This window comes from Nocardioides kribbensis, from assembly GCF_015070375.1.
In the GTDB taxonomy this organism is placed as follows: domain Bacteria; phylum Actinomycetota; class Actinomycetes; order Propionibacteriales; family Nocardioidaceae; genus Nocardioides; species Nocardioides kribbensis.
In genome coordinates, this window is sequence record NZ_JADCLL010000006.1 from 48,871 (window position 1) to 64,539 (window position 15,669).

Annotated in this window: 15 protein-coding genes; 8 read left to right on the forward strand and 7 right to left on the reverse strand. The window is 71.6% G+C overall.

Annotated features, from left to right (window positions below):
- The first annotated feature begins 110 nt into the window (after nucleotides 1-110).
- Entirely contained in the window at nucleotides 111-1,892 is a 1,782-nt protein-coding gene (locus IR170_RS13470) for a DEDD exonuclease domain-containing protein (protein ID WP_193664868.1), read from the forward strand.
- 150 nt (nucleotides 1,893-2,042) lie between these two features.
- The gene (locus IR170_RS13475; RefSeq protein WP_056862456.1) at nucleotides 2,043-2,321 is read left to right on the forward strand and encodes an Lrp/AsnC family transcriptional regulator; all 279 of its coding nucleotides are present in this window, start codon (nucleotides 2,043-2,045) and stop codon (nucleotides 2,319-2,321) included.
- A 16-nt stretch (nucleotides 2,322-2,337) separates the two neighbouring features.
- Here IR170_RS13475 and trpD read toward each other — a convergent pair whose 3' ends face one another.
- From trpD to IR170_RS13490, 3 genes are read right to left on the reverse strand one after another with little or no spacing between them, the layout of a single operon-like run.
- Nucleotides 2,338-3,360, reverse strand: a complete 1,023-nt coding sequence (trpD, locus tag IR170_RS13480) for an anthranilate phosphoribosyltransferase (RefSeq protein ID WP_056904557.1) — start codon at nucleotides 3,358-3,360, stop codon at nucleotides 2,338-2,340.
- 5 nt (nucleotides 3,361-3,365) lie between these two features.
- Complete coding sequence (locus IR170_RS13485) at nucleotides 3,366-3,776, reverse strand: Rv3143 family two-component system response regulator (protein WP_056862454.1); 411 nt, start codon at nucleotides 3,774-3,776, stop codon at nucleotides 3,366-3,368.
- Between the two features lie 10 nt (nucleotides 3,777-3,786).
- A complete protein-coding gene (locus IR170_RS13490; protein WP_319805075.1) occupies nucleotides 3,787-4,821 on the reverse strand; it encodes a cytochrome c oxidase assembly protein in 1,035 nt (344 codons plus the stop codon).
- 73 nt (nucleotides 4,822-4,894) lie between these two features.
- Between IR170_RS13490 and ctaE the strand changes: the two genes are divergently transcribed.
- From ctaE to qcrB, 4 genes are read left to right on the forward strand one after another with little or no spacing between them, the layout of a single operon-like run.
- Complete coding sequence (ctaE, locus tag IR170_RS13495) at nucleotides 4,895-5,533, forward strand: aa3-type cytochrome oxidase subunit III (protein ID WP_193664870.1); 639 nt, start codon at nucleotides 4,895-4,897, stop codon at nucleotides 5,531-5,533.
- A gap of 55 nt (nucleotides 5,534-5,588) precedes the next feature.
- Nucleotides 5,589-6,458: a cytochrome bc1 complex diheme cytochrome c subunit gene (gene qcrC / locus IR170_RS13500; RefSeq protein WP_156697695.1), complete on the forward strand. Its 870-nt coding sequence runs from the start codon at nucleotides 5,589-5,591 to the stop codon at nucleotides 6,456-6,458.
- Nucleotides 6,455-7,603, forward strand: a complete 1,149-nt coding sequence (gene qcrA / locus IR170_RS13505; RefSeq protein ID WP_056862451.1) for a cytochrome bc1 complex Rieske iron-sulfur subunit — start codon at nucleotides 6,455-6,457, stop codon at nucleotides 7,601-7,603. Before qcrC ends, qcrA begins: the two co-directional genes overlap by 4 nt.
- A complete protein-coding gene (gene qcrB, locus IR170_RS13510) occupies nucleotides 7,600-9,348 on the forward strand; it encodes a cytochrome bc1 complex cytochrome b subunit (RefSeq protein ID WP_193664872.1) in 1,749 nt (582 codons plus the stop codon). Before qcrA ends, qcrB begins: the two co-directional genes overlap by 4 nt.
- Nucleotides 9,349-9,608: 260 nt before the next feature.
- Here qcrB and IR170_RS13515 read toward each other — a convergent pair whose 3' ends face one another.
- The 4 genes from IR170_RS13515 to ctaC form a co-directional block, all read right to left on the reverse strand.
- Entirely contained in the window at nucleotides 9,609-10,838 is a 1,230-nt protein-coding gene (locus IR170_RS13515) for a L,D-transpeptidase (RefSeq protein ID WP_193664874.1), read from the reverse strand.
- A 182-nt stretch (nucleotides 10,839-11,020) separates the two neighbouring features.
- Nucleotides 11,021-11,437, reverse strand: coding sequence for a cytochrome c oxidase subunit 4 (locus IR170_RS13520; RefSeq protein WP_056862448.1), 417 nt, complete (start codon nucleotides 11,435-11,437; stop codon nucleotides 11,021-11,023).
- Nucleotides 11,434-13,164: an aa3-type cytochrome oxidase subunit I gene (gene ctaD, locus IR170_RS13525; RefSeq protein ID WP_374108185.1), complete on the reverse strand. Its 1,731-nt coding sequence runs from the start codon at nucleotides 13,162-13,164 to the stop codon at nucleotides 11,434-11,436. The genes IR170_RS13520 and ctaD overlap by 4 nt, the downstream gene beginning before the upstream one ends.
- A gap of 56 nt (nucleotides 13,165-13,220) precedes the next feature.
- Nucleotides 13,221-14,117, reverse strand: a complete 897-nt coding sequence (gene ctaC / locus IR170_RS13530; protein WP_056904559.1) for an aa3-type cytochrome oxidase subunit II — start codon at nucleotides 14,115-14,117, stop codon at nucleotides 13,221-13,223.
- Between the two features lie 92 nt (nucleotides 14,118-14,209).
- On the opposite strand from ctaC, the gene IR170_RS13535 reads away from it, so the two are divergent.
- Together IR170_RS13535 and IR170_RS20395 are read left to right on the forward strand one after the other, a co-directional pair.
- The gene (locus IR170_RS13535) at nucleotides 14,210-15,361 is read left to right on the forward strand and encodes a cysteine desulfurase family protein (protein WP_193664877.1); all 1,152 of its coding nucleotides are present in this window, start codon (nucleotides 14,210-14,212) and stop codon (nucleotides 15,359-15,361) included.
- Entirely contained in the window at nucleotides 15,358-15,657 is a 300-nt protein-coding gene (locus tag IR170_RS20395) for a sulfurtransferase TusA family protein (RefSeq protein ID WP_319805076.1), read from the forward strand. Before IR170_RS13535 ends, IR170_RS20395 begins: the two co-directional genes overlap by 4 nt.
- Nucleotides 15,658-15,669: the final 12 nt, after the last annotated feature.

Sequence of the window (15,669 nt, forward strand, 5' to 3'; positions counted from 1 at the left end):
GCCCCCGGAGCACGACCCGGGGCACGACCCGGACCGCGCCCCTGCGGACCGCCAGCCTATGCCGCGCGTCGCCACCGGACTGTCGGTGCGCCGCTCTAGCGTCGCCCACCATGAGCAGCAGCACGCGAGAGGCGCCCTCGCCCTGGGAGGCCCAGCGCAGCTTCGACGAGCTCGGGCGCCCCCTGCGCGACCTGACCTTCTGCGTGGTCGACCTCGAGACCACCGGGGGCTCGGCCGCGGGGGGCTCGATGATCACCGAGATCGGCGCGGTCAAGGTCCGTGGCGGCGAGGTCCTCGGCGAGTTCCAGACCCTGGTCGACCCCCGCGGCGAGATCCCGCCGTTCATCGCCGTGCTCACCGGCATCACCAACGGCATGGTCGCGGGCGCACCGCCGATCGAGTCGGCGCTCCCGGCCTTCCTGGAGTTCGCCGCGGGCTGCGTGCTCGTCGCCCACAACGCCCCCTTCGATGTCGGCTTCCTCAAGCACTTCGCCGAGCAGCAGCAGCGGCCGTGGCCGCGCTTCGAGGTGCTCGACACCGCGCGGCTGGCCCGCCGCGTCATCACGCGCGACGACGCTCCCAACTGCAAGCTCTCCTCGCTGGCGGCCCTCTTCGGCGCCACCACGACCCCCAACCACCGCGCCCTGTCCGACGCCCGCGCCACCGTCGACGTGCTGCACGGCCTCATGGAGCGGCTGGGGGGCCTCGGCGTGCACACCCTGGAGGAGCTGCAGACCTTCTCCGCCCGGGTGAGCACCGCCCAGCGCAAGAAGCGCCACCTCGCCGAGGGCCTCCCCCACGCCCCGGGGGTCTACCTCTTCCGCGACGACCGCTCGCGGGTGCTCTACGTCGGCACCTCGCAGGACCTGCGCACCCGCGTCCGGTCCTACTTCACGGCCTCCGAGACCCGCTCCCGCATGGGCGAGATGGTCGGGCTGGCCGCCACGGTCACCGGCATCGAGTGCGCGACGCCGCTGGAGGCCCAGGTGCGCGAGCTGCGGCTCATCGCCGAGCACGAGCCGCGCTACAACCGCCGCTCGCGCAACTCGCGCAAGGTGCACTTCGTCAAGCTCACCCGCGAGACCTGGCCGCGGCTGTCGCTGGTGACCCGGGTGCTCGACGACGACGCCGACTACCTCGGCCCCTTCGGCTCGCGCCGCGCCGCCGACAAGGCCCTGGCCGCGCTGCACGACACCTTCCCGGTGCGCCAGTGCTCGGGCCGCCTGCCACGGCGCCCCTCCCGCAGCGCCTGCGTGCTGGCCGAGATGGGGCGCTGCCTCTCCCCCTGCGACGGCAGCGTCGACGAGCAGACCTACGCCGCGATGGTGCGCCGGCTCAGCGACACCCTGCTGCGCCGCCCCGACGAGGTCGTGGAGTCGATCAACCGCCGCATGGAGGCGCTGGCCTCCGACGACCGGTTCGAGGAGGCAGGGGTGCACCGCGACCGCCTGGCCGCCTTCGTGCGCGCCGCGTCACGCACCCAGCGCCTCTCCGCGCTCAGCGGCTGCCCCGAGCTGGTGGCCTGCCGCCGCGAGGACGACGGCCGCTGGGCGGTGCACGTCGTGCGCCGCGGGCGCCTGGCCGCCGCCGGGGTGATCCCCACCGGCGCCGACGCCCACCAGTACGTCGCGGAGCTGCGGGCGAGCGCCGAGACCGTGGCCCCCGCGCCGGGGCCGGTGCCCGCGGCCGCCGCCGAGGAGAGCGAGAAGATCCTGCGGTGGCTGGAGTCCCCCGGCGTGCGCCTGGTCGACGTCGAGGGCGAGTGGGTCTGTCCGGTGGCCGGGGCCACCCGCCACCTGGCCGTCCACGACGCGGTCGCCGAGTCGCGCCGCACCCTCGTGCCCTTCGAGGACCGCCGCGACCTCGCACCCGTGCACCGCCCGGCGCGCTGAGCCCACCCCCGGCCCACGGCCCCGCCCAGCGCGCTGAGCCCATCACCGGCCCCCGGCCCCGCCCACCCCGGCGCCCCGACCCCGGCGCCCCCACCCCGGCCCGGGTCCGGTCGCGCGGGCTCGCGGCCCGCCGGGTCTAGGCTGGCCCGCATGCTGACTGCGATCGTCTTCGTCAAGGCCGACGTGGCCCGGATCCCCGAGGTCGCCGAGGGCATCGCCGCCCTCGAGGGCGTCTCGGAGGTCTACTCGGTCACCGGTCAGATCGACCTGATCGCGCTCATCCGGGTGCGCCACCACGACGAGGTCGCCGCCGTGGTGGCCGACCGGCTCAACAAGGTCCCGGGCGTGCAGTCCACGGAGACCCACATCGCCTTCCGCGCCTACTCCCGCCACGACCTGGAGTCGGCGTTCTCCCTCGGCCTCGACTGAGCCGCCGGCGGACCCCTCAGGCGGAGGCGGCCACCCAGCGGGCGAGCAGGTCCTGGGCGGCCCCGGTGTCGACGGCCTCGGCGGCACGCGCGATGCCGGCGGCCAGGGCCTCGTCGACGGGCTCCCCCGGCGCTGCGTGCACCGCGAGGGCGGCGCCGGCGTTGAGCAGCACGGCGTCGCGCACCGGCCCGCGCTCACCGGCGAGCAGCCGCCGCACCACCTCGGCGTTGTAGGCGGGATCGCCCCCGGCGAGGTCGGCGGTCGTCGCCGCCGCGAGGCCGTGGGCCCGCGGGTCGACCGAGGTGCGGGTGACCTCCCCGGCGTGCACGACCCACAGCGAGGACGTGGTGGTGGTGGTGAGCTCGTCGAGGCCGTCGTCTCCGCGGAACACCCAGGCGTCGACCCCGCGGGCGGCGAACACACCGGCCATGACCGGCGCGACGGCGGCGTCGGCGCACCCGACGGCCTGGGCCGCGGGGCGCGTGGGGTTGGTGAGGGGGCCGAGGAAGTTGAAGGTGGTGCCGACGCCCAGCTCGCGACGGGCCACGGCGGCGTGACGCATGGCCGGGTGGAAGGCGGCCGAGAAGCAGAAGGTGATGCCGACGCTGCCGGCCAGCTCCGCCACCCGAGCCGCGGAGAGGTCGAGGCGCACCCCGAGCGCCTCCAGCACGTCGGCGGAGCCGGACTTGGAGGAGGCCGAGCGGTTGCCGTGCTTGACCACGCGGGCGCCGGCCCCCGCGGCGACGATCGCCGACATCGTGGAGATGTTGACCGACATCGAGCGGTCGCCGCCGGTGCCGACGATGTCGAGCAGGCGACCCTCGACCGAGATGGGGGTGGCGCGCGCGCTCATCGCCTCGACGAGGCCGAGCATCTCCTCGATCGTCTCGCCCTTGGCGCGCAGCGCCACGGCGAAGCCCGCGATCTGCACCGGTGTGGCGTTGCCCTCGAGGATCTCCGCCATCGCCCAGGCGGTCTGCTCCGCGCTCAGGTCGCGGCGCGCGACGAGGTCGCCGAGGACGTCGGGCCAGGTGACCACGGCGCTCAGGTCGCCGCGGGCGCGCGGTCGCGCAGCAGCGTGACGACGGTCTCGGCGAGCTGGAGGGGGTCGATGGGGTGGGGCACGGCCGCCTCGGCCCGTGACCAGGTGGCCAGCCACGCGTCCTGCGGGCGGCCGGTGAGCACGATCACGGGCGGGCAGTGGTAGATCTCGTCCTTGAGCTGCTTGGCGATGCCCATGCCGCCGGCGGGCACGGCCTCGCCGTCGAGCACCGCGAGGTCGATCAGCCCGGAGTCCATGTGCTGCACGACGACCGGCTCGGTGGCGACCTCGACGTACTCCAGCTCGGGGAGGTCGGGGTGGGGGCGCCGGCCGAGGGCCAGGATCACCTGCTGGCGCGTGTGCACGTCGTCGCTGTAGACGAGCACCTTCAGGGCGGTCTTCGGGCTGGTCACGGGCGCGATGCTACCTCTCGGGATCGCGGCCGGGCGGCGGGGTCGCGGCGCTCCCCGCGCCGGCGACGGCCGCCGAGCGGGCCTCGCGCGCCTCCATCAGGTCGAGGCGACGGTCCTCGCGCGTGGCCTCCTTCATCGACGAGCGCACCCACTGGGTGAAGAGCACGCCGAAGAAGACCAGGGCGATGAGGTCGCCGGTGCCCCACAGGATCCCGCCCGCGAGGTGCTGGTCGTCCATCGGGTCGGGGAGCCAGGCGCCCATCGGTCCCTCGGAGAGCCGGGGGTACCAGTCGCCGCCGAGCAGGGTCTCCTGGCCCATGATCGTGACCCCCAGGAAGGCGTGGAAGGGCAGCGTCAGCACCGTGAGCAGCACCCGGAAGGGGTAGCCCACCCGTCCCGGCACCGGGTCGATGCCCATGAGGGGCCAGAAGAAGAGGGCGCCGACCATCACCAGGTGCACGTGCATCATCTCGTGGACCCACACCGACTCCAGCGAGGCGCGGTACCACCCGGAGAAGTAGAGCGCCCACGGCGAGACGATGTAGAGGGTGAAGGTGAGCGGGGGGAAGGACAGCACCCGCCCGACCCGCGAGTGGAGCACGGCCAGGAGCCAGCGGCGGGGGGTCGCGGGGAGCGTGCGCAGCGCGAGCGTGACCGGCGCCCCCAGGGCGAGCGCCAGCGGCACGAGCATCGACAGCGCCATGTGCTGCACCATGTGAACGCTCAGCAGCGTGGTGTCGTAGGCCGCCAGCCCCGAGGCCGTCGCGACGTAGAAGGTGCCCATGCCGAGCACCACGAAGGAGACGGTCCGGCCGACCGGCCAGTGGTCCCCCCGGCGGTGCATCGCGCGCACGCCGAGCAGGTAGAGCCCGACGACCCATACGGTGCCGATCGTGGGCACCGGGGCCAGCGACCACTGGCTGAAGAAGGCGCCGAGGTCGAAGGGCGGCAGGGTCAGGTCGGAGGTCCAGGCCGTGCCCGCGGACACCGCCGGAAGACCTCCGCTGGAGGCGGGCAGGAGCGACGACAGCGCGGCAGGATCCACGCGCTCCACGATAGGACGACTCTCATGAGGGGGTCGGGGTGGCCTCAGCCCGGGCTCAGGACATAATGCTCAGGTGGCGACAGCAGCAACTATCCCTGCATCCCGTCTGCACGGGCACCATGACCGACCGAGCATGGTCAGCGTCGGGACAATCATCTGGCTTTCGAGCGAGCTGATGTTCTTCGCGGCCCTGTTCGCGTCGTACTTCACGATCCGCGCGGTGAGCCCGGAACTGTGGGCCGAGAACACGGCGGTCCTCGACGTGCCGTTCGCCTCGGTGAACACCACGATCCTGGTCCTCTCCTCGCTGACCTGCCAGCTCGGCGTCTTCGCCGCGGAGCGGGGCCAGGTGGGCCGTGCCGGCTCCCTGCTCCAGTTCCGCAAGTGGGGTCTGCGCGAGTGGTTCTTCCTCACCTACGTGATGGGCGCGATCTTCGTCGGCGGGCAGGCGGTGGAGTACGCCAACCTGGTCCAGGAGGGCATCACCATCCAGGACTCGGCGTACGGCTCGATGTTCTACCTCACCACCGGCTTCCACGGGATCCACGTGACCGGCGGCCTGATCGCGTTCCTCCTCGTCCTCGGTCGCACCTACCTGGCCAGGCGGTTCACCCACGAGCAGGCGGTCAGCGCGATCGTCGTCTCCTACTACTGGCACTTCGTCGACGTGGTCTGGATCGGTCTGTTCGCCACGATCTACCTGGTGAAGTGACCGATTCCTACACAACAGATGTAGAGTTTTCTCAACAGACGACAGAGGATCTACTGTGCGCTTCCTGAACCGCTCCGCCGGACGACTCTCCCGGCACCGTCGTGGCCGCCTCGCGGGCCTGATGATGCTGGTCGTGGGTCTGCTGCTCACCGGCAGCATGTACGCCGCCTTCGCGCCGGCCCAGGCGGAGAGCACCGACACGCAGGCCGCCGACGTCGAGGCCGGCCGCGAGCTGTTCCTCATCGGCTGCGCCTTCTGCCACGGGCAGAACGGCGAGGGCCAGTACACCGTCAACGGCGACCAGATCGGCCCGAGCCTCGTGGGCGTCGGCGCCGCGGCGGTCGACTTCCAGGTCGGCACCGGCCGGATGCCGATGGCCCAGCCCGGCCAGCAGGCCCCCCGCAAGCCGGAGTCCTACAGCGACGAGGAGACCGCCCAGCTGGCGGCCTACGTCGCCTCGCTCGCGCCCGGTCCGGGCATCCCCGACGAGAGCGACTACAGCCTCGAGGGCCTCACCGCCGAGGAGCAGGAGGCCGCCATCGTCCGCGGTGGCCAGATCTTCCTCACCAACTGCACCGCCTGCCACAACTTCGAGGGCGCCGGCGGGGCCATGCCCCGCGGCGGCTACGCCCCCACCCTGCGGGGCGTCGAGCCGAAGTACATCTACGAGGCCATGCTGACCGGCCCGCAGGCGATGGACAGCTTCTCCAACGGCAACATCACCCCTGACGAGAAGCGCGACGTCATCGCCTACCTCGGCTCGCTCGAGGAGTCCCCGCAGTACGGCGGCTTCGGCCTCGGCGGCCTCGGCCCTGTGGCCGAGGGCCTCTTCGCCTGGGTCGTCGGCATCGGCGCCCTGGTCGGCTTCGCCATCTGGATCGCAGCCCACACGACCCGCTCGAGCAAGAAGAAGGTGAGCGCGTGACCACGACGCACGACTCCCAGGGAGGCGGCGCCGGACTCGAGCAGAGCTCCGACGGCCACCACCTCCCCGCGCTCCCGCCCGAGGAGCCGCTGGCCAACCCCGGGCTGCCGGAGCACACCTGGCGCCCCACCGACGTCGACCCCAAGGCCGAGAAGCGCGCCGAGCGCCAGGTCGCGGTGCTGTTCGGCCTGTCGGCCGTGTGCACCGTGCTCTTCGTCGTCGGCTACATCGCCCTCGGCATCGGTGACAACCACGACACGGTGCTCAACTACGGCGCCTCGACCGTGGTGCTCGGCACCACGCTGGGCGGCGCGCTCCTGCTGATCGGGATCGGCATCATCCAGTGGGCCCGCAAGCTCATGGCCGACCACGAGATGGTCGAGATGCGCCACCCCGCCCGCTCCTCCGACGAGGACCGCGAGGTCACCCTCAAGGCCCTCAACGACGGCCTCGAGGAGTCGGGCATCGCCCGACGCCCCCTGGTGCGCAACTCGCTGCTCGGTGCCGTCGGCCTCCTGGGCGCGCCGGCCATCGTGCTGCTGCGCGACCTCGGCCCCACCCCGAGCCAGGCGGCCGCCGCCGACCCCGAGAGCGGTGGCCTCGAGCGCACCATCTGGGCGCCCGGCATGCGCATCGTGCGCGACGTCGTCGGCACCCCGATCCGTGCCTCCGACCTGGAGATCGGTGACCTCGTCAACGCCGAGCCCGAGGCCATCTTCCCGACCGAGGAGAACGGCTACCCCGAGATCGAGGGCGTCGAGCTCAACGTCGCGAAGTCGAAGGCCGCGGTCATCCTGCTCCGCATGGACCCCGACGAGATCATCCCCGGCGAGGGCCGGGACAACTGGACCGTCGACGGCATCACCTGCTACTCCAAGATCTGCACCCACGTCGGGTGCCCGATCTCGCTGAACGAGCGCACCACGCACCACCTGCTGTGCCCCTGCCACCAGTCCACCTTCGACCTGGCCGACTCCGGCCGCGTCATCTTCGGCCCGGCCGCCCGGCACCTGCCGCAGCTGCCGATCATGGTCGACGACGAGGGCTACCTGGTGGCGCAGAGCGACTTCACTGAGCCCGTCGGGCCCAGCTACTGGGAGCGATCCCACGAAGACATCGGCGATCAAGGCGAGGCTGACCTATGAGCATCGACACCAGCAAGGTCGCGACGACCACCTCCGGCGCCGCGGCGACGGCCAAGCCCAACCGGGCCGGCGCCGTCGCGAACTGGGCGGACGAGCGCCTCGGCCTCGGCACGCTCGCGAAGAAGAACCTGCGCAAGGTCTTCCCCGACCACTGGTCCTTCATGCTGGGCGAGATCGCCCTGTGGAGCTTCGTGGTCCTCCTCCTCAGTGGTGTCTTCCTGACGCTCTGGTACGTCCCGAGCATGGGCGAGGTCCACTACGAGGGCTCCTACAACCAGCTGCGCGGGATCGCGATGTCGGAGGCCCTGGCCTCCACGCTGCACATCTCCTTCGACGTGCGCGGCGGCCTGCTGATGCGCCAGATGCACCACTGGGCCGCGATGCTCTTCATCGCGTCGATGATGATCCACCTGCTGCGCGTCTACTTCACGGGTGCGTTCCGCAAGCCCCGCGAGCTCAACTGGGTCATCGGCTCGCTGCTGCTGCTCCTGGGCACGCTGGAGGGCTTCACCGGCTACTCGCTGCCCGACGACCTGCTCTCCGGCACCGGCATCCGGGCCGCGGACGGCTTCATGAAGTCCATCCCGGTGGTCGGCACCTACCTGTCGTTCTTCCTCTTCGGCGGCGAGTTCCCGGGTGAGTCGATCATCCCGCGGCTCTACACCATCCACGTGCTGCTCATCCCCGGCCTGCTGCTGGCCCTGATCGCGGCCCACATGCTGCTGCTCGTCTACCACAAGCACACCCAGTGGCCCGGTCCCGGACGCACCGAGGAGAACGTCGTCGGCTTCCCGATGCTCCCGGTCTACGCCGCGAAGGCCGGCGGCTTCTTCTTCATCGTGTTCGGCGTCTGCGCCATGATGGGCGGCCTGCTGACCATCAACCCGGTGTGGAAGTACGGCCCCTACGACCCGACGAAGGTGACTGCGGGCTCCCAGCCCGACTGGTACATGGGCTGGCCCGACGGCGCGCTGCGCATCATGCCGGGCATCGAGTCGCACATCTTCGGCTACACGATCGCGTGGAACGTGTTCCTGCCGATCATCGTGCTGCCGGGCCTGATGTTCACGATCCTGCTGATGCTGCCCTTCATCGAGTCGTGGATCACCGGCGACAAGCGCGACCACCACCTGCTGGAGCGCCCGCGCAACGCCCCGACGCGCACCGCGATCATGGTGGCGCTGATGACCTTCTACGGCCTCATGTGGGCCGCGGGCGGCAACGACATCATCGCGATCAAGCTGAACCTGAGCATCAACCAGATCAGCTACTTCATGCGGGTGGCCGTCTTCGTCGGCCCGCTGCTGGCCTTCTTCATCACGCGTCGCTGGTGCATCTCGCTGCAGCGTCACGACGAGCAGAAGCTCCTGCACGGCTACGAGACCGGCATCATCATGCGCTCCCCCGAGGGCGGCTACAGCGAGCGTCACCTGCCCATCTCGGAGAGCGCGGCCTACACCCTCACCGCTCGCTCCCGCGAGGAGGTCTACGACCCCGAGGCGCAGACCGACGCCAACGGCGTGCCGGCCCCCGGCGGTCGCCTGGCCAAGCTGCGCGGACGCCTCTCCACGCTGTGGTACGCCGACAACGTGCAGAAGCCGACGGCGGCCGAGCTCGAGGAGGCCCACCACCACGCGGAGCACGAGCACCAGCTCCAGGGTGCGATGGAGGGTCGCTCCGCCGACGGTCACCAGTTCGACGGTCACCACGCCGTCGAGGGCGAGACCCTCCGCGGCGACCACTGATCCACCCGCACCACCACGAGGAAGGCCCCGGACCGATCGGTCCGGGGCCTTCGTCGTACCCGCTCCCCTCCCCCACCGCGCCCACCGTGTGTACGCGTGCCAGGCCCTCCCTCGTGCGCGGGGTGAGCCCCCGGGCGTCACTGACAGCGCACCGAGGGGCGGCACCGGCCTCAGAGGGTGGGTGTGGCGTGGAGTCCGTCCGCGCAGCACCACGGGACACGGGACACCGGAGACGGCGCCCGGGGCGCCGCAGAGCGGCCTCAGAGGGCGGAGGCGGCCCGGTAGTCGGCGTAGGAGGCGTTCCAGTCGCCGTAGCCGTTGTCGAGCGTCATCGGGCGGTCGGTGCCGGTGTACTCGACGACGTCGCCGCGCAGCGTCATGGCGTAGAGCCAGGCGGCGTTCTCGGTGCTCATGCCCGTGCAGCCGTGGCTGACGTTGGCCGAGCCCTGGGACGACACCGACCACGGGGCGGCGTGGATGAACTCCCCCGAGTAGGTCAGCCGCATGGCGTACTGGACGTCGGCGATGTCGTAGGCCTCCGCGCTGCCCGCGGCGATGCCGACGGTCTCGGAGTTCATGCGGCGGCTCTCGAACTTCTCCATGATCACCTTCGTGCCCGACCGGGTGGTGAACCCGGCCTTGCCCGTGGTGATCGGGATGGTGCGCAGCAGGTCGCCGTTGCTGAAGACCTGCATCTGGTGGGTCCGGGCGTCGACCTTGTAGACGTGGGCGTCACCGACCGTGAAGTCGATGTCGCGGTCCTCCTGGCCGTAGATGCCGCCGCCGGCGTCGACGCCGTTGATGTCGACGTCGACGCTGACCTGCGTGCCGGCCTTCCAGTAGGTCTTCGGCCGGTAGTGCACCTCGGAGTCGCTGAGCCAGTGCCACGTGCCCGGCTGCGCCGGGGTCGCCGTCACCGACATCGCCCGCTCGATCGCTGCGCGGTCGGTCACGGGCAGATCGAAGGTCACCACGACGGGCATGCCGACGCCGACGGTCTCGCCGTCGAGCGGTGCGACCGAGGGGAACGTCTGCTGGTCGAGGGTGAGGTCGGCCGTCGTGAAGCGCGTGACGTCGCGGACCGGCTCCCCCGCCCCGTCGTGGGCGAGCGTGGTGACGGTGTAGGGGGTGCCGGGCTCCAGCCGCTCGGAGGCCTTCCAGGACGCGGCGTCGTCGGCCATGGCGCCGGCGACCGGCCCGGCCGGGGAGGTCACCTTGACCGAGTCGAGCTCGGCGTGGGCGACGGTCACGGCGACGAGGGTGTCGACCGGCACGTCCTGGGCGGCCTTGCGCACGTTGGCCGAGACCGAGGCGGGGGCCGCCTGCGAGGTCTCGTCGGTGCCCGACCGTCCCGGCGCGGTGTCGCTGCCGGCGCCCGCGTCGGTCTGTCCCGCGTCGCAGGCGGTCAGGCCCACGCAGGCCGCCAGGGCCAGGGAGGTCATGACGGCCGCGCTCGACCGGCGGGCGCGACGGGGCAGGCTGAGCGACATGCGGGCGACTCCAGGAGGACGACGTCCCGGTTCCCCCGGGACAGGTGGTGGCGTGGGCCCGGCAGGGCCGCTCCTCCAGGGTAACCGCGCAGAGTAAAAAGACCGACTCCGCACGCCGGACGGCGTGCGGAGTCGGTCACTGCGCGGTGCGGTCCGTGCGGGACCTCACGACGGGGTCTGCCTCAGTGGGCGTGCTCCCCGCGGTAGAACTCGAAGATCAGGCCGCAGGTGGCCACGGCGCCGAGCACGGTGCCGATGATGAAGAGCCACCACGCGCCCATGGCGATTGCGAACACCATCACGCCCAGGGTCAGCGCGGCCCACAGCGGCCACCACGAGTACGGCGGGAAGAAGCCCAGCTCGCCGGCGCCGTCGGCGATCTCGCCGTCCTTGCGGTCCTCGGGCCGGTCGTCCATCTTCTTGGCGTGGAAGCCGAGGTAGATGGTGACCATGAGGGTCAGCAGGGTGGTCATGGTGAGCGCCGAGGTGCCCGTCCAGTCGCCACCGGTGCTGCCGGCCTCGGTGATGAACCAGTAGGCCGGGGTGACCAGCACCAGGAAGATCGTGCAGATCGCGAAGATCCAGGCCTCGGCCTTCATCGCTGGGTACCTCCGTCGGTGCCGTGGTCGTCGGTGCCGGTCTGACCGCGCCGCTCACGCAGCAGGTCGGCACGGCCCTCCATGTCGGGTGCGTCGGCGAACGAGCCGCTGTCGGCGGCGGCGGCGTTCTGCTCCATCTCCATCGCCGCGATCTCCGGGTGGTGCAGGTCGAAGGCGGGCGACTCCGAGCGGATCCGCGGCAGCGTCACGAAGTTGTGGCGCGGCGGCGGGCAGGAGGTGGCCCACTCCAGCGAGCGGCCCCAGCCCCACGGGTCGTCGGTCTCGACGAGCGGGGCGTTGCGGGAGACGTAGACGTTGTAGAAGAAGGGGATCATCGAGGCGCTGAGCAGGAAGGCGCCCACGGTCGAGATCTGGTTCAGCGTGGTGAAGCCGTCCTCGGGGAGGTAGTCGGCGTAGCGACGGGGCATGCCCTCGACACCGAGCCAGTGCTGCACGAGGAAGGTGAGGTGGAAGCCCACGAAGAGGATCCAGAAGTGGAGCTTGCCGAGCCGCTCGTCGAGCATGCGGCCGGTCATCTTGGGCCACCAGTAGTAGAAGCCGGCGAACATCGCGAACACGACGGTGCCGAAGACGACGTAGTGGAAGTGCGCGACCACGAAGTAGGAGTCGGAGACGTGGAAGTCCAGCGGCGGGCTGGCCAGGATGATGCCGGTGAGACCACCGAAGAGGAAGGTCGTCAGGAAGCCGATCGACCACAGCATCGGGGTGTCGAAGGACAGCGAGCCGCCCCACATCGTGCCGATCCAGTTGAAGAACTTCACCCCGGTCGGCACGGCGATGAGGAAGGTCATGCCGGAGAAGAACGGCAGGTCGACCGCGCCGGTCACGAACATGTGGTGCGCCCACACCGCCACCGAGAGGATCGCGATGCCGAGGGTGGCGCCGACCAAGCCGACGTAGCCGAAGAGCGGCTTGCGGCTGAAGACCGGCAGGATCTCGGTCACGATGCCGAAGAACGGCAGCGCGATGATGTAGACCTCGGGGTGGCCGAAGAACCAGAACAGGTGCTGCCACAGGATCGCGCCGCCGTGGGCGGTGTCGAAGACGTGGGCACCCAGCTGCCGGTCGGCCTCGAGGGAGAGCAGCGCGCCGGCGAGCACCGGGAAGGCGATGAGCACCAGCAGGCTGGTGATCAGGGTGTTCCAGACGAACAGCGGCATCCGGAACATGGTCATGCCCGGAGCGCGCATGCAGATGATCGTGGTGATGAAGTTGACCGCTCCGAGGATCGTGCCGAGACCGGCCATCCACAGACCCATGATCCACAGGTCGCCACCCACGCCGGGCGAGCGGACCGCGTCGGAGAGCGGGGTGTAGGCGAACCAGCCGAAGGAGGCGGCGCCCGAGGGCGTCAGGAACCCCGACGCGGTGATGAGGCTGCCGAAGAGGAACAGCCAGTAGCTGAACATGTTCAGGCGCGGGAACGCCACGTCGGGCGCACCGATCTGCAGCGGCATGATCACGTTGGCGAACCCGAAGAACAGCGGGGTCGCGAAGAGCAGCAGCATGATCGTGCCGTGCATGGTGAAGAGCTGGTTGTAGAGCTCGTCGTTGACGACCTGCTGGCCGGGGTAGGCCAGCTCGGAGCGGATCAGCAGCGCCATGACGCCACCGATCAGGAACCACGCGAACGAGGTGATGAGGTACAGCTTGCCGATCAGCTTGTGATCGGTCGTGGTCATGATCGTGACCAGCTGCTGGCCCAGCTGCTTGCGCGGCTGGCCCTGCGGCGCCGACGTGGTCGGCTGTGCTGCGGTGGCGGTCACTCTGCTGCTCCCTCGGTCTCGTCGGTGGGGGCTCCGGCCTGCGTCCGGACGAACTCGCCGCCGGTGATGGGTGCGTCGGTCTCACGACCGGCGTCGACCAGGGTCTGCAGGTAGGCGTCGTACTTCTCCTGCGGGACCACCTGGACGTTGAAGAGCATCCGCGAGTGGTAGGTGCCGCAGAGCTCGTAGCACTTGCCGGCGAACTCGCCGAGGCGCTTGGGCGTCACCTGGAAGGAGTTGTCGCGACCGGGGATGACGTCCATCTTGATCAGGAAGCCCGGCACACCGAAGTCGTGGATGACGTCGGGCGAGCTGAGCTCGAAGCGCGTGGTGGAGCCCTCCGGCACGTAGAGAGTCGGGATGTAGCCGGCGGTGCCGGCCTCCCACACGTAGCGGTCGGTCTCGGAGACGCCGTCGCCGTTCTCGTCGTCGAGGGCGTAGTTGAACGCCCACGACCACTGGAAGCCCACGACGCCGATGGTCTGGTCGGGCGGGGTGTCCTCGTCGAGGACGATGTTCTGCACACGCACGGTCTGGGCGAAGAACACGATCACCATCATGATCGGCGCGACGGTGTAGAAGATCTCCAGCGGCAGGTTGTAGCGCGTCTGCACGGGGATCTCGTCGTCGCTGCGCCGGCGGTAGCGCACCACGACCCAGAAGATGAGCCCCCACACCACGACGCCGGTGACGAGGGCCGCGATCCACGCGCCCTGCCACAGGTCGAGGGTGTGCTCACCCTGCTCGGTGACGGGCTCGGGCATCGCCAGACGCCGCGCCTCCGAGGAACAACCGGACATCAGCAGCACGCCGAGGCCGAGCGCGGCAGACAGGCCGAGGCGGCGTGCACCGCCTCGACTCACAGCTGAGCGCTGGGGAAGCCACAGACTCACGAAAGAGCCTTCCTCTCAAGCCATCTTGGGTAGTTCTCAGAGTACTTCACCGCCCCCTCACGGGGGGAGCAGGGTGGCCTACGGTTGCCACCGTGACCGACTCCGCGCCGCGACCGGCCGCGACCTACCTCGACGCCGCGTCCGGCGAGCCCCTCCATCCTGCCGCGCGCGAGGTCGTGCTCGCCGCGCTCGAGCGGGGCTACGCCGACCCGCGCCGCCTGCACGGGCCCGCCCGCGACGCCCGGCTGCTGCTCGACAACGCCCGCGCCGTGGTGGCCGAGTGCCTCGGGGTCCGTGCCGACGAGGTCAGCTTCACCGCCTCGGGCACCGACGCGGTGCACCGCGGGCTGCTGGGCCTGCTGCGGGCCCGCGCCCGCAGCGGCGACCGGGTCGTGCTGCCCAGGGTCGAGCACTCCTCCGTCCTGCACGCCCTGAAGTGGGCCGGGGCGAGCGCCGAGACCCTCGAGGTCGACCGGCTCGGCCGTGCCGACCCGGCCGCGCTCGCCGCGGCGGCCTCGGCGCCCGGGACCGCGCTGGTGGCGCTGCAGTCGGCCAACCACGAGGTCGGCACCCGCCAGCCCGTGGCCGGTCTCGTCGCGGCCCTGCGCGCGGGCGGCAGCGACGTGCCCGTCTTCGTCGACGCCCGGGCCTCGGCCGGTCGCGAGGACCTGCCGCCCGGCTGGGCCGTCGCCGCCGCCTCGGCCCACCTGTGGGGCGGTCCCGCGGGCGTGGGAGTGCTGCTGGTGCGCCACGGCACTGGCTGGGTGAGCCCCTTCCCCGCCGACGACCGCGTCGACGAGCGCACCTCCGGCTTCGAGAACGTGCCGGCGGCGCTGGCCGCTGCCGCCGCACTGCGCGCCGTGGTCGCCGAGAGGGTCGAGGTCGATGCGCGGCAGCGCCGGCTCGTCGACCGCATCCGGGCGGCCGCGGCGGCCGTGCCCGACACCGAGGTCGTCGGCGACCCCGAGGACCGGCTGGCCCACCTGGTGACGTTCTCCTGCCTCTACCTCGACGGCGAGGCGCTGGTCACCGCGCTCGACCGACGGGGCTTCGGGGTGGCCAGCGGCTCGGCCTGCACGGCCTCGACCCTCGAGCCGAGCCACGTGCTGGCCGCGATGGGCGCCCTCACCCACGGCAACGTCCGGGTGTCGCTGACCGCCGCGACCACCGAGGACGAGGTCGAGCGCTTCGTGGCCGCGCTGCCCGAGGTCGTCGCCGACCTGCGGGCCGAGGTCGGCCTGTGACGCGGGGCCCCGACCCGGACGAGGCGCCCGGCCAGGGGCCGGGCCAGGTGCCGGGCGAGGACCCGACCGCGGTCGCCCTCGAGCTCGACTGCCGCGGCATGGTCTGCCCCGCGCCGGTGATCGAGCTGGCCCGCCACGTCGGCGACGTGGCGCCCGGCGAGGTGGTCGCGGTGGTCGCCACCGACGCCGCGGCCCGCGTCGACGTGCCGGCGTGGTGCCGCATGCGCGGGCACCACTACGTCGGCGCCGACGACCTCGGCGACGGCGCGGTGCGGCTGCGGGTGCGCCGGGCCTGAGCCCGGCCGACG

Excerpts from the sequence above, each read along its gene's own strand:
- IR170_RS13475 (WP_056862456.1), top strand. The coding sequence starts at position 2,043 with ATGCTGACTGCGATCGTCTTCGTCAAGGCCGACGTGGCCCGGATCCCC.
- IR170_RS13520 (WP_056862448.1), bottom strand. The coding sequence starts at position 11,437 with ATGAAGGCCGAGGCCTGGATCTTCGCGATCTGCACGATCTTCCTGGTG.
- IR170_RS13470 (WP_193664868.1), top strand. The coding sequence starts at position 111 with ATGAGCAGCAGCACGCGAGAGGCGCCCTCGCCCTGGGAGGCCCAGCGC.
- IR170_RS13515 (WP_193664874.1), bottom strand. The coding sequence starts at position 10,838 with ATGTCGCTCAGCCTGCCCCGTCGCGCCCGCCGGTCGAGCGCGGCCGTC.
- qcrB (WP_193664872.1), top strand. The coding sequence starts at position 7,600 with ATGAGCATCGACACCAGCAAGGTCGCGACGACCACCTCCGGCGCCGCG.